Source organism: Halomonas sp. 707B3 (genome assembly GCF_024158645.1).
GTDB classification, from domain to species: Bacteria; Pseudomonadota; Gammaproteobacteria; order Pseudomonadales; family Halomonadaceae; genus Vreelandella; species Vreelandella lionensis.
The window spans coordinates 1-17,561 of sequence record NZ_JAMZBE010000078.1 but is presented as its reverse complement, the minus strand read 5'-3'; the positions used below and the strand labels follow the sequence as shown (position 1 = coordinate 17,561).

General features: G+C 51.9%; 20 protein-coding genes and 1 pseudogene. 2 read left to right on the top strand and 19 right to left on the bottom strand.

Annotation, left to right across the window (positions count from 1 at the left end; translation table 11 throughout):
• A pseudogene (locus BIS10_RS11470) lies at positions 1-182 on the bottom strand (hypothetical protein); the annotation flags it as partial.
• A 2-nt stretch (positions 183-184) separates the two neighbouring features.
• A complete protein-coding gene (locus BIS10_RS11465; RefSeq protein WP_253505399.1) occupies positions 185-646 on the bottom strand; it encodes a flavodoxin domain-containing protein in 462 nt (153 codons plus the stop codon).
• Between the two features lie 157 nt (positions 647-803).
• On the opposite strand from BIS10_RS11465, the gene BIS10_RS11460 reads away from it, so the two are divergent.
• Positions 804-1,010: a DUF2788 domain-containing protein gene (locus BIS10_RS11460; protein WP_044629428.1), complete on the top strand. Its 207-nt coding sequence runs from the start codon at positions 804-806 to the stop codon at positions 1,008-1,010.
• Between the two features lie 90 nt (positions 1,011-1,100).
• Here BIS10_RS11460 and BIS10_RS11455 read toward each other — a convergent pair whose 3' ends face one another.
• The 12 genes from BIS10_RS11455 to BIS10_RS11400 all read right to left on the bottom strand — a co-directional run bounded on the left by BIS10_RS11455 (position 1,101) and on the right by BIS10_RS11400 (position 12,325).
• The gene (locus BIS10_RS11455; RefSeq protein ID WP_044629429.1) at positions 1,101-1,400 is read right to left on the bottom strand and encodes an integration host factor subunit alpha; all 300 of its coding nucleotides are present in this window, start codon (positions 1,398-1,400) and stop codon (positions 1,101-1,103) included.
• Between the two features lie 67 nt (positions 1,401-1,467).
• Positions 1,468-3,849, bottom strand: coding sequence for a phenylalanine--tRNA ligase subunit beta (gene pheT, locus BIS10_RS11450; protein WP_253505397.1), 2,382 nt, complete (start codon positions 3,847-3,849; stop codon positions 1,468-1,470).
• Between the two features lie 26 nt (positions 3,850-3,875).
• Positions 3,876-4,895 carry a phenylalanine--tRNA ligase subunit alpha gene (gene pheS / locus BIS10_RS11445; RefSeq protein ID WP_253505396.1) on the bottom strand — a complete coding sequence of 340 codons (1,020 nt, stop codon included), beginning with the start codon at positions 4,893-4,895 and terminating at the stop codon, positions 3,876-3,878.
• 156 nt (positions 4,896-5,051) lie between these two features.
• Entirely contained in the window at positions 5,052-5,405 is a 354-nt protein-coding gene (gene rplT, locus BIS10_RS11440; protein WP_009097607.1) for a 50S ribosomal protein L20, read from the bottom strand.
• A 57-nt stretch (positions 5,406-5,462) separates the two neighbouring features.
• Complete coding sequence (gene rpmI / locus BIS10_RS11435; protein ID WP_009724291.1) at positions 5,463-5,657, bottom strand: 50S ribosomal protein L35; 195 nt, start codon at positions 5,655-5,657, stop codon at positions 5,463-5,465.
• A gap of 81 nt (positions 5,658-5,738) precedes the next feature.
• On the bottom strand, positions 5,739-6,278 hold the full coding sequence (gene infC, locus BIS10_RS11430; RefSeq protein WP_392567172.1) for a translation initiation factor IF-3: 540 nt from the start codon (positions 6,276-6,278) through the stop codon (positions 5,739-5,741).
• A 12-nt stretch (positions 6,279-6,290) separates the two neighbouring features.
• Positions 6,291-8,213 (bottom strand): threonine--tRNA ligase, encoded by a 1,923-nt coding sequence (gene thrS, locus BIS10_RS11425; protein WP_253505392.1) that lies wholly within the window; start codon positions 8,211-8,213, stop codon positions 6,291-6,293.
• 213 nt (positions 8,214-8,426) lie between these two features.
• On the bottom strand, positions 8,427-9,296 hold the full coding sequence (locus BIS10_RS11420) for an OmpA family protein (protein WP_083023516.1): 870 nt from the start codon (positions 9,294-9,296) through the stop codon (positions 8,427-8,429).
• Positions 9,297-9,543: 247 nt separating this feature from the next.
• Positions 9,544-10,011: a DUF2489 domain-containing protein gene (locus BIS10_RS11415; RefSeq protein ID WP_083023514.1), complete on the bottom strand. Its 468-nt coding sequence runs from the start codon at positions 10,009-10,011 to the stop codon at positions 9,544-9,546.
• A gap of 57 nt (positions 10,012-10,068) precedes the next feature.
• Complete coding sequence (locus BIS10_RS11410) at positions 10,069-11,136, bottom strand: heme A synthase (RefSeq protein ID WP_253505390.1); 1,068 nt, start codon at positions 11,134-11,136, stop codon at positions 10,069-10,071.
• 36 nt (positions 11,137-11,172) lie between these two features.
• Entirely contained in the window at positions 11,173-11,679 is a 507-nt protein-coding gene (locus BIS10_RS11405; RefSeq protein WP_083023512.1) for a hypothetical protein, read from the bottom strand.
• Between the two features lies 1 nt (position 11,680).
• Complete coding sequence (locus tag BIS10_RS11400; protein ID WP_392567171.1) at positions 11,681-12,325, bottom strand: SURF1 family protein; 645 nt, start codon at positions 12,323-12,325, stop codon at positions 11,681-11,683.
• A 61-nt stretch (positions 12,326-12,386) separates the two neighbouring features.
• Here BIS10_RS11400 and BIS10_RS11395 point away from each other — a divergent pair, with 61 nt between their 5' ends.
• Entirely contained in the window at positions 12,387-12,578 is a 192-nt protein-coding gene (locus tag BIS10_RS11395; protein ID WP_062373900.1) for a DUF2909 domain-containing protein, read from the top strand.
• A gap of 4 nt (positions 12,579-12,582) precedes the next feature.
• On the opposite strand, the gene BIS10_RS11390 is transcribed toward BIS10_RS11395, so the two are convergent.
• From BIS10_RS11390 to BIS10_RS11370, 5 genes are all read right to left on the bottom strand, one after another.
• The gene (locus BIS10_RS11390) at positions 12,583-13,443 is read right to left on the bottom strand and encodes a cytochrome c oxidase subunit 3 (RefSeq protein WP_253505385.1); all 861 of its coding nucleotides are present in this window, start codon (positions 13,441-13,443) and stop codon (positions 12,583-12,585) included.
• Positions 13,440-14,024, bottom strand: a complete 585-nt coding sequence (locus BIS10_RS11385; RefSeq protein ID WP_058576336.1) for a cytochrome c oxidase assembly protein — start codon at positions 14,022-14,024, stop codon at positions 13,440-13,442. Before BIS10_RS11385 ends, BIS10_RS11390 begins: the two co-directional genes overlap by 4 nt.
• Positions 14,025-14,060: 36 nt before the next feature.
• Positions 14,061-15,719, bottom strand: coding sequence for a cytochrome c oxidase subunit I (gene ctaD / locus BIS10_RS11380; RefSeq protein ID WP_253505383.1), 1,659 nt, complete (start codon positions 15,717-15,719; stop codon positions 14,061-14,063).
• A gap of 48 nt (positions 15,720-15,767) precedes the next feature.
• Positions 15,768-16,883: a cytochrome c oxidase subunit II gene (gene coxB / locus BIS10_RS11375; RefSeq protein WP_058576335.1), complete on the bottom strand. Its 1,116-nt coding sequence runs from the start codon at positions 16,881-16,883 to the stop codon at positions 15,768-15,770.
• A gap of 125 nt (positions 16,884-17,008) precedes the next feature.
• A complete protein-coding gene (locus tag BIS10_RS11370; RefSeq protein ID WP_082051444.1) occupies positions 17,009-17,182 on the bottom strand; it encodes a DUF2970 domain-containing protein in 174 nt (57 codons plus the stop codon).
• Positions 17,183-17,561 lie beyond the last annotated feature (379 nt).

Sequence of the window (17,561 nt, the reverse complement as noted above, 5' to 3'; positions counted from 1 at the left end):
TCTTGAGACAGCATCCTCCACTGGAACGCGGCTGCGCCAGCCACTAGTACCAAGGCCATCAGCAGAAGGGTTTGGCGCGTCTCATGCCCTCCCACCATATAGCGCGGGAGCGCAGCGAGCATCACGATGCATAAGCCAACCGCTACGCTCACTCGCTTGGGAGAGTAAACCGTTTGCTGCATGGCTATGCTACCTTTAGCTTCTGAGCATCAATCCACTCCTCTACCCACGGCACCGCTGCATCATCCGCCATGAAGGTTTCCATCGCGTCGATTTCAAGGCGCTCACCTAAACGGTGGGCGCCATGATCCTGCAGCAACTCATCTAAGGCTCTCCCCGCGCCACAGTACGTATCACCGTAGGAACTATCGCCAAGCGCGATCAACCCATAACGCAGTCCCGCCAACGAGGGGCTTTGATCTTTTAGACTGCGAACAAAGGGCACAAAGTTACCGGGAAAATCACCGCTCCCGGTGGTAGACACACAGAAAAGCGTTAGATCACTGGCTTGGGAAACATCGTCTACAGAGGGCTGTTCTGAAATATCAACGTCATAGCCCGCCTGCTCAAACAGCGGCTTTACCTGCTCTGCAACGTCTAACGCACCGCCATACATGGTGCCGACCAGAATGGTTAACTTAGGCATTGGCCTACTCCTCGGCAAAGTTGTCGTACTGCGCTTTGTTAAGTCCGCAAAGTTCAGTCGACAAATACCTGATGAATTTGCTCAAATATTAACACGACTGACAAAAATGACGCACGCCCCACCATGGGCTACCGACAATCGTCCAACAGGAGCGCTTATGCAGCAGACCTTTGAGACATGGATCACGCCCATTATGGTTGGCGGCCTGATCATTTTTATGTGTTTTATTATTTGGGATCTCGCAAAAAAATCGAACGCAGGCAAATTTGGCACGATTATGTTGTTTGTGGTATTAGGTGCCGGAATGTTGGGCTACGTCATTAAAGTGGTGATCACTTGGCTGATTGAGGGTGGAGGTATTTAGCCAGATAGCGCCCTATTTGTAGCCTATAAAAAAGGAGTGCCATTAGGCACTCCTTTTCGTTGGGCAGCTTGATGTACTCGCTACTGCCCACTACTGACCACTTGAGTAGCGTTCTACCTGCTGCTTTAGCTTTTGCCCGGGGCGAAAAGTCACCACACGCCGAGCAGAGATAGGGATTTCTTCGCCAGTTTTAGGGTTTCGCCCAGGCCGCTCGCGCTTATCACGCAGGTCAAAGTTACCAAACCCCGACAGTTTCACCTGCTCGTTTTCACGCAAACAGGCGCGGATTTCTTCAAAGAACGCCTCCACCATCGCTTTTGCTTCTCGCTTTGACAGCGCCAGCTCAGTATGCAAATGCTCAGCTAGCTCTGCTTTGGTCAACGCACCCATAGGGCTCCTCCATGTAGCATACGCATTGCCAAGAACGTGATAAGCGTCGTGTCATGGCATAGCTTAGTTAGCCGCGAAGTTCGGCATCTAATTCGGCTCGCACGTTAGTGATGATCGAGTCGACCAACTGGTTGATTTCTTCATCATTTAGCGTGCGCGAAGCGTGCTGCCAGGTCAAGCCTAATGCAATGCTCTTATAACCCTCGGCTACGCCTTTACCAGCATAGACATCAAATAGCTTAATGTCTTTCAAGTAATCGCCTGCCTGAGTTTTTGCACAATCAAGTAGCGCTTGCACAGGCGTTGCCTCTTTGAGCATAAACGCCAAATCGCGTCGCACTTCTGGGTAGCGTGAAAGCGGCTCAAAGGCGGGAATTTCCCCCTGACTCAATACATCTAGGCGAACTTCGAACAGCACCGCATCAACTTTAAGCCCCAGCTTGGCACGCACTTGCGGGTGCAGTGTGCCAATCCAGCCGGCGGGTTCGCCATTGTAAAAGAGCTGGGCGGTTTGCCCAGGATGCAGAGAGGGATGCTCGCCCGGTTCAAAGCGCCAAGCTTCCTGGGCCCCACCCATTGCCAAAAGACTCTCTAGATCTCCTTTCAGGTCATAAAAATCTACCTGAGCCTTAGTGCTGTTCCACCCTTCCCCTTCACGGCCACCGCACACTAAGGCGCCCATCATCGGCTCTTGGGTTAAGTTATCGAGGTGGCCGTTAAATACCAGCCCTGTCTCGAAAATGCGCACACGGGTTTGCTGGCGATTGAGATTATACTCTAGGGCACGCACTAAACCCGGGAAAAGGCTGGCGCGCATTACCGAGAGGTCCGACGAAATCGGATTCGCAAGCACGGGGGACACAGCATCTGGCAGCATTGCTGCCTGCAGGTCCGGCGCTACGAAGCTGTATGTCACCGCTTCTTGGAAACCGCGAGCAACCATCTGGTTGCGCAACTGAGCCTGAGTGAGGAGTGCCTCGTTAGCTGGGCGAAGTGCTAGTCGAGCGGCTGGGCGACGAACCGGAAGGTTATTGTAGCCATGGATACGCGCCACTTCCTCGATGAGGTCTTCCTCAATGGCAACGTCAAAACGCCAGCTAGGGGCGACCACTGACCAACCTTCCGCCTGTTTATCAACCTCAAGCCCTAAACGCTGAAGGATATCGGTGACATCATCCGGCTGCAGCCGCTTGGAGAGCGCACTCTCAAGGCGAGCCTCGCGGAGCATAATGATGCGCGGTGCCGGTAAATGCTCATCGCTTACCGTCTCAACCACGGGCCCTGCCTGCCCCCCACAAATCTCCATCAGGAGCTTTGTGGCACGCTCAACCGCCATGGCAGGAAGCTCTGGATCGACGCCACGCTCATAACGATGCGATGCGTCGGTATGCAGACCGTAGGAACGCGCCTGCCCAGCAATGCCAAGCGGAGCAAAAAAGGCCGACTCAAGAAAAATCGTGTGCGTTTTTTCGTTTACCCCTGAATTTTCTCCACCCATGATGCCAGCCATTGCCAGGGGGCCACGTTCATCGGCAATTACCAGTGTTTCAGGGCGAAGTGCTACCTCTTGGCCATCCAGCAGTGTTAAACGCTCCGCCTCTCGTGCCAAACGGACAGTAATGCCACCCTGCAGGTTGTCCCGATCAAACGCATGCAGCGGTTGACCAAGCTCTAACATGACGTAGTTGGTGACATCCACGACGGGGTCAATCGAGCGTACGCCGCTACGACGTAGCCGCTCAACCATCCACAGCGGCGTTTCAGCCTCTACATTCACGCCCTTAATAACACGCCCTAAGTAGCGCGGGCACTGCTCAGCCGCCTCAATAGTGACGGGGAAAGTATCGTCGATACTCGCTTCAACTACTGTGATCTCAGGGCCACTCACCGGCAGGCGATTAAGCACACCTACCTCTCTCGCAAGACCTTTAATGCTCAGGCAGTCGCCGCGGTTAGGAGTGAGATCCACCTCGATGGTCATATCGTCGAGCTGCATATACTCGCGAAAGCTCGTGCCCACGGGGGCCGACGCCGGTAACACTAGGATGCCGGGAGAGGTTTCTTCCTCTAATCCCAGCTCTGATGCCGAGCAGATCATGCCACGCGACTCAACGCCACGCAGTTTTGCCTTTTTGATTTTAAAATCGCCCGGCAGCACGCCACCCACTTGGGCGAAGGGAATTTTCTGGCCCACATCAACGTTGGGCGCACCGCACACTACTTGCACCGGCTCACCGGTACCGTCGTTCACCGTGCATACGTTGAGCTTATCGGCATCAGGGTGCTTCTCTTTGGTCAGCACTTCAGCCACGACCACACCGCTAAACGCAGCGGCGACCGCTTCAACGGCATCCACTTCAAGGCCCGCCATGGTGATCTGATCGGCCATAGCCTGCGTATCAAGCTGCGGGGCTACCCATTCACGCAGCCACTGTTCTGAAAATTTCATGTTGATTCCCGTCGCTGGCAGCGGTCTTAGGTGAATTGACGAAGAAAGCGCAGGTCGTTCTCAAAGAACAAGCGCAGGTCATTAACGCCGTAGCGCAGCATCGCCAAACGCTCTGCGCCCATACCAAAGGCAAAGCCGGTGTATCGTTCGGTATCAATGCCGGAGTGCCGGAAAACTTCAGGGTGCACCATCCCGCAGCCCATCACTTCCAGCCAGCCGCTATGTGAGCAAACACGACAACCGTTACCACTACACATCACGCACTGAATATCGACCTCAGCAGAGGGTTCAGTGAATGGGAAGTAAGAGGGGCGGAAGCGGACCGATAGATCATCACGCTCAAAAAACGCCTGAAGGAAGTCCTCAATGGTGCCTTTTAGATCAGCAAAGCTCACGCCCTCATCGACCAACAGACCTTCTACCTGATGAAACATCGGCGTATGCGTCAGGTCCGAGTCGCTGCGATAGACGCGCCCCGGGCAGACGATACGGATGGGCGGTTCACTACTCTTCATTGTGCGTACTTGCACAGGAGATGTATGAGTACGCAGCAAGCGTGTAGCGTCGAAATAAAACGTATCTGCCATCCCCCGCGCCGGGTGATGCGCGGGAATATTGAGCGCCTCGAAGTTATGGTAGTCATCCTCAATCTCAGGACCTACCGCCACATCATAACCAATGCGGGTAAACAAACCCTCTATACGCTCAAGCGTGCGTGTCACAGGGTGCAAGCCACCACTCTCCTGCCCACGCCCCGGCAATGTTACATCGATCCGCTCAGCTGCCAAGCGGGCATTCAGCGCCTCACTCTCAAGCTGCTGTCGTTTGGCGTCTATCTCGGCTGATAGCGTTTGCTTGGCTTGGTTAATTTGCTCACCAGCCGCAGGACGCTCTTCTGCCGATAGTTTGCCCAACCCTTTCAATAAGGCCGTCACTTCGCCTTTTTTACCCAAGTAACGTACGCGCAACTCATCTAGCGCTGAGACGCTCTGCGCAGCTTGGATAGCATCGCGGGCCTCTGACACCAGAGTAGGAAGGTGGTCCATCCGATTTACTCCGAATTAAGCGGTTCCATCTTTAAAGATGGCTGGCATGTTGAAGGTGACAAAAAAACAGGGGAAGAGCGGCTGCTCTTCCCCTGCATGGGTCACACTGAAATGACCTCGGCATTTCACACTGAATTTAGCTCAGTGCGAATTGCCTTATTGGGCAGCCTTGGCTTTTTCCACGATAGCAGCAAATGCTGCCTTTTCGTGTACTGCCAGATCGGCCAACACTTTACGGTCAATTTCAATACCGGCTTTCTTCAGACCGCCAACAAAGCGGCTGTAAGACATGCCGTTGATGCGCGCACCAGCGTTGATACGCTGAATCCACAGAGCGCGGAATTGGCGCTTGCGGTTGCGACGGTCACGGTACGCATACTGGCCGGCTTTGATGACAGCCTGTTTGGCTACACGGAAAACACGCGAACGGGCACCGTAGTAACCTTTGGCCTGCTTCAGTACTTTTTTATGGCGACGACGGGCCACTACGCCACGCTTAACACGGGTCATAACACACTCCTGACTTTATGACTGAGGCTAAATGCACTCAGATAAGAAAATTCGACCTTACAGGTTCGGCAGCATGCGCTGGATCAGCGCTTTGTCGGAAGCATGAATCTGCTTCATGCCACGCAGCTGACGCTTACGCTTGGTCGACTTCTTGGTCAAGATGTGGCTACGGAAAGACTGCTTGTGCTTGAAGCCGTTAGCGGTCTTTTTGAAGCGCTTAGCAGCGCCGCTGTTGCTTTTGATTTTCGGCATGAGAGAACTCCGCTCGATATTTTTTAGAAAACCCAGGGCCGACCAGCGCCTTCGCGCTGGCCCGTTAACTTCGCCGTTGGATCACTTCTTTTTCGGGGCAAGAATCATGATCATTTGGCGGCCTTCCATTTTCGGGAAAGACTCCACCGCTCCGATCTCTTCCAGGTCTGCCGCGATCCGTTCCATTAGCTTACGGCCAATGTCCTGGTGCGCCATTTCACGACCACGGAAGCGCAATGTGACCTTACCCTTGTCACCACCTTCCAAGAAGCGGATCAGGTTTTTTAGCTTCACCTGATAATCGCCTTCGTCGGTGCCAGGACGGAATTTAACTTCCTTAACCTGGATTTGCTTCTGCTTTTTCTTTTGAGCCGCTTTCTGCTTTTTGGTCTCAAAAACGAATTTGCCATAATCCATGATCTTACAAACAATCGGATCGGCATTCGAAATTTGCACGAGATCTAAACCGGCAGCTTCCGCACGCTCAAGAGCCTCAGTGGTGGGCACAACACCCAACTGCTCACCTTCGGCATCAATTAGACGTACTTCTTCTTCGGTAATACGCTCGTTCATTGGTGGGCGTTTGTCTTGTGGACGCCCGCGCTGATTGCTTCGCTTGATCGCTCCGTCTCCTTAGGCAATTGACGATGTCGCCAGGGCTGCTCGCTCTGCACTAAAACGTTCGATGAATTCATCGACAGTCATGGTGCCGAGGTTTTCGCCGCTGCGAGTTCGCACGGCCACTGAGTCAGCTTCGACTTCCTTATCTCCCACCACAAGGAGATAGGGAACTTTCTGTAACGTATGCTCACGGATTTTAAAGCCGATCTTCTCGTTCCTCAAGTCCGCCTTAACCCGTAAGCCATTTTTTTGCAGCCGCTGCTCCAAATCGAGCGCATAATCACGCTGCGCGTCGGTAATGGTCATAAGCACAGCTTGCTGCGGGGCCAACCATAGTGGCATAGCACCAGCGTAATGCTCAATCAGTATACCCAGGAATCGTTCAAATGAGCCCAGGATAGCACGATGGAGCATTACAGGGGTTTTACGCGTGCCGTCTTCATCGACGTATTGCGCCCCTAAACGCCCTGGCAAATTAAAATCTAGCTGAAGAGTACCACACTGCCAAACACGATTCAGGCAATCTCTTAGCGCAAACTCAATTTTCGGCCCATAAAACGCACCTTCACCCGGCTGCAGATCCCAAGCCAAGCCAGTAGCGTTCAGCGCGGCCTCAAGGCCCTGCTCTGCCCGATCCCACATTTCGGCTTCACCCAGAAAGTCTTCGGGACGGGTGGAGAGCTTGAGCTCAACGTCTTCAAAACCGAGCGTTTTATAGACTTGCAGCGTTAGAGCAATAAACGCCTCAGCCTCAGCCTGAATCTGACTTTCGGTACAGAAAATATGGGCATCATCTTGCGTAAACCCACGAACCCGCATCAGACCATGCAGCGAGCCTGAAGGTTCATTTCGATGACAGCTACCAAATTCGGCCAAACGTAGCGGAAGGTCACGGTAGCTCTTAAGGCCTTGATTAAAGACCTGCACGTGACATGGGCAGTTCATCGGCTTCACCGCATACTCGCGCTTTTCCGACTCTGTGGTGAACATCAATTCACTGTAATGTCCCCAGTGGCCTGATTTCTTCCACAGTGACAAATCCACTACTTGCGGCGTTTTGATTTCCTGGTAGCCATGCTCACGTTGAATTTTACGCATGTACTCTTCTAACGCCTGATACATCGTCCAACCGTTAGGGTGCCAAAAAACCATCCCCGGCGCTTCTTCTTGAAGGTGGAACAAGTCCATCTTCCGCGCTAGCTTACGGTGGTCTCGCTTCTCAGCTTCTTCCAGCCGCTTCAAGTAAGCTTTTAACTGCTTTTTATCGCCCCATGCCGTGCCATAAATGCGCGTCAGCATCGGATTGGAGGAGTCACCACGCCAGTAAGCACCTGCCAGCTTCGTCAGCTTAAATGCTTTTAAGTGTCTTGTGTTAGGCACATGGGGCCCACGGCACATGTCCGTGTACTCTTCGTGGTGGTAAAGGCGGATAGTCGCACCTTCCGGGATATCACGGATGATCTCTTGCTTATACGGCTCATCACGCTTTTCAAACGTTGCCATCGCTTGGTCGCGGCCGACGTATTCACGAATAACATCGTACTCATGATCGATGAGCGACTGCATGCGCTTTTCAATGGCTTCCATATCGTCTGGCGTGACTGATTTGCCAAAGTCAATGTCGTAATAAAAGCCATCATCAATTACAGGACCGATGGCCATTTTGGCATCGGGATATAGCTGTTTCACCGCGTGACCAATCAAGTGAGCACACGAGTGACGAATAATTTCCAAACCTTCTTCATCGCGGGCAGTAATAATAGAGACGTCCGCATCCTGCTCAATCGTATCGGCAGCATCAACCAGCACCCCGTTAATTTTGCCTGCCACACAGGCCTTGGCCAAACCAGGGCCAATGGACTCTGCCAGCTGCATAATAGAGAGTGGTGCTTCAAACGTTCTTTGGCTGCCATCGGGCAGTGTCACAATAGGCATTCAGGTATTCCTTGAGCGCAGTGGTGATCCATACCAAGGATCACATTTCGCTATCAATGGTCGGGGGTGTTGGGCACATCTTGAAGGCTGCTCAGCCTACCAGAATTTATGACTGCGTAAAATAAAACGGGAGGCATAAGCCTCCCGTTCTTTGTCAAAGGGTTTAACGAACCAGCATGCTGGCCCTACCCATTGATGACTCAGCTAAGTGGATTATTTCCACTCATCCAATTCTACACGACGGTTCTGGAAACGACCTTCGTCAGTGTCGTTGGTAGCAATCGGACGCTCTTCGCCATAGCCAACAGCACGCATACGGTTAGCTTCTACACCGCGCTGGGCTAAATAAGCAGCAACAGACTCAGCACGACGCTGTGACAGGTCTTTATTGTACTGATCAGAACCACGAGAATCGGTGTGACCTTCAATGCTCACACGTACATCTGGGTTGTTAACCAGACGCTCAGCAACGCCGTTAAGAACATTTTGTGCATTCGGTGTTAGCTGGGCGGAATCGAACTCAAAGTTCACATCCTGAAGAACAACGCTTTCCGGACAACCCAGTGCGTTTACTTCAACGCCTGCCGGGGTATTCGGGCACTGGTCACGGTAATCCGGCACGCCGTCGTTATCTGAGTCCAGCGGGCAACCGTTGGCGTTAACTTCTACACCAGCCGGCGTGCCCGGGCACTGGTCACGGTAGTCCGGCACGCCATCACCGTCGGAGTCCAGCGGGCAGCCTTCGGCATCAACAGCAACGCCAGCTGGCACTTCACCGTAGCTCGGGCACTGCGGTGCTACCGGCTCGGGAGTGCGATCTGCACACAACAGACCACCAATAGCAGCACCTGCTACAGCACCTGTGGCAGAACCGCTCTCTTCATCAGAGCTACCGCTGGTGGCATAGCCAATGCTGCCACCAATAAGACCACCCGCCAAACCACAAACAGCCGGATGCTGATACCAGCTACGATCGCTGCTAGCGCTTGCCTGACCGGAAGACTGAGAGGCAGAACTGGCACAGCCAGAAAGACCTACTACAAGTGCAGAACCGATTAGCAAGCCAGTCGTTGATTTTTTCATGCAAGACTCCTTCTTGATCCAATGCTGATTTGGTCAATCGACCAAATCTATCCAATGCTTCTTATCGCGAGAGCATCCATTTTTCGCTGTTCTGCTTCAAGGGCAGGACAACCCGCCCCCTGAACCCGAACAAGGCGCCTATCATTAACGTTTCGGCGTTAGAAGGCAACAATGCCAATATATCAACTTCTTGCCAATACTGGCCCTTCCAGCATAGCAAAGCTGGCATCGTTGACATTAAAAAATTTCATTGAAGTGTAGATGGGCTCTCAGCCCGCCATTTAAGCACCTCAGCAGCGGCAGCTAGCACAGCGGGACGCATTTCGTCTTCAACGGCTAGGCGATCCTTGTCTTCCTGCATTCTTTCCCTAGGCGTGAGCTGTTTTCGCGCAGAGTGTGTCTTTAAATGGCGAGTGCGCTCATATACATCCGCAAACGCCCGGAACTCAGGGCGCTCCGTCAAGCTAGGGTCAACAATTTCAAGCAGCACCTTACAGCGCCACGAACCTTCGGTGATATCAACCTGCTCTTGGACGAGCGCACTCACCACATAATCAAGGTTTTCAAGACTGTTTTGCTGAGCGCGCTGCTCTTCGTCAAGTCGAAATTCCTCGCGTCGCTTTACCTCTTTGCGCAAGAAGAAAGCATAGCCGCCGAGTGCAGCGATGACCGTAACAGCCAGCGCAAGCAGTATAAGTGCAACCGTAGAACTCATAGAGCTCCTTATACCCAGTAAGTAAATAGCTTAACGAGAATTGTACACCTAATTGCCTCAAGTAGACCAACCTGATTCATGCGCCTTCAGGTTGCTTGCATTTGATGGGCAAAGAACAGTAACCTGCCCCGCCTTTTGGTACCGCCAGCACCACCACGCCCATCCCATGCTCAGCGCTAGCAATACAGCCCCTGCCGTATGCAACAAGGCTAACCAAAGCGGCAGCCAGAGCAGAACGTTAGCGACCCCAAGCGCCACCTGTAAGCAATAAGCTCCTAATGCGAGACTCAAGGCGATGCTGACTACTTTGATGCCCCGATAGCGCCACCATAACGCTAGTAAAGCGGCACCCAACAACAGTGCTCCCATACGATGGACCATATGAATAGCGGTGCGAGCATCTGCGTGTAGTTGACCATGGAGATAATTAGGGCCAACGTTTTGGGTTAGGTGGAAGCCTTCGCTTAGGTCCATGCTTGGCCACCATTGTGAATTACAGGTAGGGAATCCTTGGCAAGCAATACCGGCATAGTTGCTTGTGACCCAGCCACCCAGTGCAAGCTGCAACAATAAAACCCCACCTGCCAAGTACCACAGTACGCCACCCTTTTTAGCCTGCCCTATTTGCCCACGCCATGAACGGCGTATGCGAAGATGCAGCCAAAAAAACAGCATTAAAACGCTCAACCCACCCAGCAAATGAAGTGTCACCACCTGCGGCCATAGTTTTAATGTCACAGTAAAAGCACCAAACGCCCCTTGTAACAGAATAACGGCCAACAGAACCATGCTTAACCGCCATGGATAACCCGCTTGATTACGTACCGACCAACCCAGCGCAAGAACGCTAAGTACTATCAACCCTAGAAAGCTCGCCACATATCGGTGAGCCATTTCCACCCACGCTTTAAAGGGCTCTAACGGAGCATCTGGATGGCGAAGGGCAACATGCTCACTATCAGGCACAATTAGGCGCCCATAACAGCCAGGCCAATCAGGGCAGCCTAGGCCAGCATCCATTAACCGAGTCCATGCGCCTACCAATATGACGAACGCAGTCAACAGGGTTCCCGCCAGCGTAACCCTCATGAGCCAACGAAGACGGCACTCTCGGTAGGTCTTCATTAAGTTTCCTTACGGCTATTGCTAGCCGAACATAAGCTAAATAGGATTTACTTTGAATAGGTGCCGGATGTCATCAAGAATGTCGGCGGTTGCCGCTTCTTGAGTAAACGCGAGTGCTGGCCTTCCCATGGGGTCGAATAACCAAACGCTGTGCGCAATGCTCCAAGAGGGTACGCTTTGCCAAACTGTCACCGTCTCCCCAGGCAGCGTGGCATCGTCACCACCAACTCTTAATCGCTTTAATCGAGTGGCTTCACGCCCTAATGCACGGTGTAACCGCCACAGTTCATCCTGTTGCTGCACACAGTTTGCGCCGCAGTCTAATACCAGCGTCCATTGTTCAGAGGCAGTGATGGAAGCCATCAGCGGCCAATCCTCAAGCGGCGGCACATCTATGGTTACTTTTCCGTGGGCAGTATGGCCCTGAGGAATTCCAACATTCCAAGTCACCATTCCCCAGGCCGTCACAATAGGAGCGGCAAAAATGGCAAACAAGAGACCCACCTTAAGCCTTGCGTAACGTACTGGACGACGGTGGTGCATGTTAACGCCCTCCTTCGTAGCTTTCTCGAAAGTCGCTCACTAGACGGCATCCACCCAATAGCATGATCACCAACGCTGCCAGCGCCAGTCCCCACCATTGAAAAGCGTAGCCAAGATGCCGGCTTGGTGGCATCACATTTGCCTCCCACCAAGGGGTAAAAACACCTGCACCCTGCTGGGCATGAAGCCAGCCATTATGGCTGAAGACGCCCAGCGCCTCTTCCCAAGGAGCCAAGCTCAGCTGTTGAAGCCTGACGCCTTCTTGGTTGGCTCTATAAAGCGGCCCTTGCGATTGCTCCGCCTGCCACTCGCCAGACACCTCAACCGTGCCATGAGGGGTGAATACCGAAGGAGACGCCCGGCTTGTACCTGTTTCAATAAAACCACGTTGTACTAACCAGAGCTGCCCATGGGAGTCTTTCATCGGTGTCAACACCGCGACGCCTAGGCGACCGTTAACGATACGGTTATCTAAGTAAAGCGTATGCTGCTCAAGATAGTCGCCACGTAGATGCACCTGCGCCCCTCCTTCCGGTGTTTGGATTGGCTCAACCACTGTTGGCGCTGCATCACGAATGGCTAGCAGTTCACGCTTGTCAGCGGCCCTTTCCCACTGCCATAGTCCTAGGAGCAACCCTAAAACCACTACAACACTCCAAAACACACACCATGCGTATAGTCGCGCTGGAAAATAAGAGGGCTTCATCATGTGGTTAAAACTGCTCATTGCATTAGTGTTTATAGGAATGGTGGCCAGCTTAGCCGCAGGTGCAGGCTTTTTACTACATGACGAAAGCACCTCCAGGCGGTTACTCACATCGCTTAAATGGCGCATTGCGTTAGCCTGCGTGTTGATGGCCCTGCTTCTCTTTGGTTTCTTATCTGGCGAGCTTGGATAACTCACTAAAATACATAAACAAAGATAAAGAGCCCTACCCACACTACATCAACGAAATGCCAATACCAGCAGGATGCCTCAAAACCAAAGTGATGATCGCTAGCAAAGTGACCTTTGATAATTCTTACCAGCATGCTCGCCAAAATAAGCGTACCAATAATGACGTGGAGACCATGAAAGCCTGTCAATATAAAAAAAGTAGCCCCAAAAATACCGGCCTCTAGGGTAATACCGTAATGATGATAGGCTTCATAATATTCGACGCCTTGGATAAGGATAAAGCAAATGCCCAGCAGTACTGTGCCTGCTAGCCAGTTACGACAGGTCTGACGATAGCCAAGCTTCAGAGCTTCATGGGCAACCGTTAGTGTGATACTTGATGTCACCAAAATCAGTGTGTTCACTAAGGGCAACTGCCAGGGGCTAAGTACGCTGGAGGGCCCTGCCACAGAGGCATCAGGGGGATTGAGTAGCGGCCATTGAGGAACAAATTCGGGCCATAGCAAAGCAGATACGCCTTTTGCCCCTTCCCCTCCTAGCCATGGAATTGTGAAGGTCCTTACATAAAACAGTGCGCCAAAAAAAGCGGCAAAAAACATTACTTCTGAAAAAATAAACCAGCCCATTCCCCATCGAAACGAGCGATCCATTTGTGCGTCGTATAAACCGCCCATCGACTCGTGAATGACGTCTCGAAACCAAAACCCCATGACACAAATAACGCTTAGTAAGCCAATAACTAACAATGGCGCCCCGGTGTTGTAAACTAACTTGATACCAATACCGGCCATCATGGCACCTAGCGCAAGCGACCCTAAAATAGGCCACCGGCTATTCGCAGGAACGTAATAGCTGCCGCCGCTCATATTTTATCCCCCGCTGCGTTATTGTTATTGAGTGGATTAAGCGCAATGCGCTGTACCGGGTATAGGGTATACACCAAGGTAATGGTGCTGATTTCTTCAGGTAAGTCTTTAGCTAACTGAAACACCAGCGGAATGGTTAGTCGCTCATCGCCTTGTAGCTGCTGTTCTTGGAAGCAAAAACAGCTGACTTTACGTAAATGCGTTGTTGCACTAGAGGGTGATACGCTAGGCACAGCGCGTCCCCAACTTTCTTGGTGGCTGTTATTCGTAAAGGTAAAATCCACTTCTGCGGTTTGGCCTGGATGTACCCGCATTTGCCGCGTTTCAACACTCATTTGCCATGGCAGTCCCGCACTACCACGGGTAATAAATTGAACCGTAATGAAGCGCGACTGATCCACCTCTTCATGAATGATAGCTTTTGCCGTGGTATCGACCTTTCCGTTTAAACCCGTTACCTGACAAAACACGTCGTAAAGAGGAACTAAGGCAAACGCAAAGGCAAACATGCCAATAAGGGCTGCGACACTGCGAATGACGGTCCGCCTAACGCCAGCTTGTTGAGAACCATCTGCTGCCATTTTTCATCCCTCCGCCTTCTCCAACGCTTTTATGCATTAATCGTGCGATTGAGCACGGTGAAATACCGGCGGCGTTTCAAAGGAGTGTAACGGCGCAGGGCTAGGCACACTCCACTCTAAATCAACAGCACCCTCCCAAGCTTTTGCAGGCGCTTTTTGGCCACCTCGTACACACAGCACTACCACCAGCACAAAAAGTAGTTGCGAGGCACCAAAGAAGAAGGCGCCAATACTTGAGAGCAGATTAAAATCGGCAAATTGCAGCGCATAATCAGGGATGCGCCTAGGCATGCCTGCCAAACCGGCAAAATGCATGGGGAAAAAGGTTAGATTGACCCCAATGATTGAGCACCAGAAGTGGCACTGCGCCAGACGCTCGTTAGGGTAATGGCCTGTCCATTTAGGCAACCAGTAGTAAACGCCCGCCATGATGGCGAAGATCGCGCCAGGCACCAATACATAGTGGAAGTGCGCCACCACAAAGTAGGTATCGTGGTACTGAAAATCGGCGGGTGCGATGGCTAACATCAGGCCTGAAAAGCCGCCAATGGTAAATAGCACTACAAACGCCAAAGCAAAAAGCATAGGGGGCTCAAAACTAATCGACCCGCGGAATAGCGTTGTCACCCAGTTAAATACCTTCACCCCTGTTGGCACAGCAATCAACATGGTGGAGTACATAAAGAACAGTTCCGCCGTCAAAGGCAGGCCCACAATAAACATATGGTGCGCCCACACCAGAAATGACAGCAGCGCAATGGCTGCAGTGGCATAAACCATCGAGGCGTAGCCAAATAAGGGCTTACGAGCAAACGTAGGGATAATCGCCGACACGATGCCAAATGCTGGCAGGATCATAATGTAGACTTCTGGGTGGCCAAAAAACCAGAACAGATGCTGGAATAAGACAGGATCTCCTCCGCCCGCTGCATCAAAGAAGCTAGTCCCAAAGTTAATGTCCATTAACATCATGGTAATGACGCCCGCTAACACCGGCATAACGGCGATAAGTAGAAATGCCGTAATCAGCCATGTCCAAACGAATAGCGGCATATCCATCATGCGCATGCCAGGCGCACGCATATTCAGGATGGTCGCGATGATATTAATCGCCCCCAAAATAGAGCTAATGCCTGCCATATGCAGCGCTAAAATAAAAAAAGTCGTTGAAGCTGGCGCATACGTTGTTGATAACGGAGCGTAAAATGTCCAGCCAAAGTTGGGGCCGCCCCCAGGCATAAAAAGAGTAGACAGCAGCAGGGTAAAAGCGACCGGCAGTAGCCAAAAACTGAAGTTATTTAGCCGCGGCAAGGCCATGTCAGGGGCTCCAATTTGCAGCGGAATCATCCAGTTAGCTAGGCCTGTAAACGCTGGCATAACGGCTGCGAACACCATAATCAGGCCATGCATGGTGGTCATCTGGTTAAAGAACTCGGGCTCTACCAACTGCAAACCAGGTTGAAATAGCTCAGCCCTCACCACGAGCGCAAAAATGCCGCCGACAAAAAACATCGTGAGCGAGAAGATCAGATATAGCGAGCCAATCTCTTTATGATTGGTGGTCAGCAGCCAACGCATCAAGCCTTTGGGTTGGGCTGCATGAGGGTAATGCGACTGGCCTTCCTGAGACTGGCCACCAGCCACGGCAGACGAACTATGCTGCAGTGAATGTTGTGGAGGTAGTTTGGGCGCCATATGTCTCTCCGCATGCTTATCGTTTTAGTAGAAGAAGTTGGTCAACACCTACTGGGCAATACGCTCGGCCACCGTAGCTGGCTGAACGGTATCACCAGTCTCATTCCCCCAAGCGTTGCGCGTATAGGTCACAACAGCCGCTATCTCTACCGGATTCAGCGTATTGCGGAAAGCAGGCATGGCGGCTCCAGAAACACCGTTAATCACGCGATCCAAATGCCAGTCGAGTTCATTAATAAGCTGTTCATTTCCGGCGAGCGCTGGAAAGGCTGGCGGTGCGCCCTGCCCTTCGCCTTGATGACAGGAAGAGCAAATAGATTGATACACCTCTTCACCGCGAGCCATTAGCTCCTCTATAGCCCATTCGCGATCAACACCCATTGCCTCTTGCTCAGCAGCCTCTTTGCGCTCTTCAAGCCATGTTTCAAACTCCGCTTCTTCCATGGCATGCACCACAATGGGCATAAAGCCATGATTCACACCACACAGCTCGGCACACTGGCCACGATAGATACCAGGCTCGTTAATTTGCACCCAATTTTCATTAATAAAGCCAGGAATGGTGTCTTGTTTAACAGCAAGCTCTGGAACCCACCAGGAATGAATCACGTCGTCTGATGTCATCAGAAAGCGTACTTTGCGATTAATAGGCAGCACGAGAGGCTCGTCAACATCGAGCAAATAGTGCTCGTCTCGCTCGGATTCGCCTCGAATCTGTTCGCGTGTGGTGCTTAAGTTCGAGGTATAGGCAATGTCCTCTCCTAGGTACTCGTAACGCCAGCGCCACTGCTGCCCCGTGATCATAATGTCTAGATCCGCTTCAGAGGCGTCATACATATTTTTAAGCGTGGCCGTCGCAGGTACCGCCATACCTACCAAGATCAAAATGGGAATGGCCGTCCACAGCACTTCAACGGAGGTATGTTCATGGAAGCGGGCAGCTTTGGCTCCTTTAGAGTGACGATAGCGAAACAAGGAGTAAAACATGACACCAAAGACGATCACCCCAATCACTACACACACCCAAAATATGGTCATGTGTAGGCCAAAAATATTGCGGCTGGTATCAGTGACCCCCACCGGCATATTCCAACTGCTAGCGTGGGCTTGAGAGAGACTTGCGACACTGGTAATGGTGAGAAGCCATTGCCACGGTAAGCGCATAGAAACCTCCTTTATTCTTGTTGTTCTCGCCAACCCTTTTATTAGGTCAGGGTTAAGTGATATCGATCAGTATAGAAAACATGTGGCATTCGTCACGAACTACTATCGTGATGCCTCTCAACGCTTCATCCCGCTGCATAAATCGCAATACCTGCTAAGAGCAGCACAAACATCATCGTCACTACCACCGCCGTGATAATGAAGGCGACCGGCTTGCCGTTTGAAAAATCCTGCTGACGCTGGCGGTCATTCTGAACACCTAGTAGTGCTGCTAATACTGACTTAACCACTGACCACATAGAACCTCCCTCAAGGTTGAGGTATTTCATACTCAATTTGGCAACTGCCCTGAAGCACTCAGCTATAGTTGAGGATAGGCAATTTTATGAATCGTGCTGCCTGAAAAGCAGCTTGATCAAAAAAAGGAGTTTGCTATGAAGGGTCAAGAGACAGCGCCGCCTCCAACCGGCTCTCCTTCGCCTATATCTAACTGGTGGCAACACTATTATCTACAGAGTGCGCAACCCATGTTGCGGCTACAGCTGATCTGGATTGAGAGCATGACTCAGGCTATGCAGTTAGCCTGGATTTCTCACAGGGTATAAAAGAAAGCGGCTGAAAGTGTTAACGTTTCAGGGCCTTACACCAAAAACCAACACCAACAGCCGCTTCCAAAAT

Coding starts and splice junctions, on each gene's coding strand:
- BIS10_RS11405 (WP_083023512.1), bottom strand. CDS start 11,679: ATGCACCACCGTCGTCCAGTACGTTACGCAAGGCTTAAGGTGGGTCTC.
- rplT (WP_009097607.1), bottom strand. CDS start 5,405: ATGACCCGTGTTAAGCGTGGCGTAGTGGCCCGTCGTCGCCATAAAAAA.
- BIS10_RS11465 (WP_253505399.1), bottom strand. CDS start 646: ATGCCTAAGTTAACCATTCTGGTCGGCACCATGTATGGCGGTGCGTTA.
- rpmI (WP_009724291.1), bottom strand. CDS start 5,657: ATGCCGAAAATCAAAAGCAACAGCGGCGCTGCTAAGCGCTTCAAAAAG.
- ctaD (WP_253505383.1), bottom strand. CDS start 15,719: ATGGCGCCCAAACTACCTCCACAACATTCACTGCAGCATAGTTCGTCT.
- BIS10_RS11460 (WP_044629428.1), top strand. CDS start 804: ATGCAGCAGACCTTTGAGACATGGATCACGCCCATTATGGTTGGCGGC.
- BIS10_RS11385 (WP_058576336.1), bottom strand. CDS start 14,024: ATGGCAGCAGATGGTTCTCAACAAGCTGGCGTTAGGCGGACCGTCATT.
- BIS10_RS11420 (WP_083023516.1), bottom strand. CDS start 9,296: ATGAAAAAATCAACGACTGGCTTGCTAATCGGTTCTGCACTTGTAGTA.
- BIS10_RS11390 (WP_253505385.1), bottom strand. CDS start 13,443: ATGAGCGGCGGCAGCTATTACGTTCCTGCGAATAGCCGGTGGCCTATT.
- BIS10_RS11395 (WP_062373900.1), top strand. CDS start 12,387: ATGTGGTTAAAACTGCTCATTGCATTAGTGTTTATAGGAATGGTGGCC.
- BIS10_RS11370 (WP_082051444.1), bottom strand. CDS start 17,182: ATGTGGTCAGTGGTTAAGTCAGTATTAGCAGCACTACTAGGTGTTCAG.
- BIS10_RS11410 (WP_253505390.1), bottom strand. CDS start 11,136: ATGAAGACCTACCGAGAGTGCCGTCTTCGTTGGCTCATGAGGGTTACG.
- pheS (WP_253505396.1), bottom strand. CDS start 4,895: ATGGACCACCTTCCTACTCTGGTGTCAGAGGCCCGCGATGCTATCCAA.
- BIS10_RS11455 (WP_044629429.1), bottom strand. CDS start 1,400: ATGGGTGCGTTGACCAAAGCAGAGCTAGCTGAGCATTTGCATACTGAG.
- pheT (WP_253505397.1), bottom strand. CDS start 3,849: ATGAAATTTTCAGAACAGTGGCTGCGTGAATGGGTAGCCCCGCAGCTT.
- BIS10_RS11415 (WP_083023514.1), bottom strand. CDS start 10,011: ATGAGTTCTACGGTTGCACTTATACTGCTTGCGCTGGCTGTTACGGTC.
- thrS (WP_253505392.1), bottom strand. CDS start 8,213: ATGCCTATTGTGACACTGCCCGATGGCAGCCAAAGAACGTTTGAAGCA.
- coxB (WP_058576335.1), bottom strand. CDS start 16,883: ATGCGCTTACCGTGGCAATGGCTTCTCACCATTACCAGTGTCGCAAGT.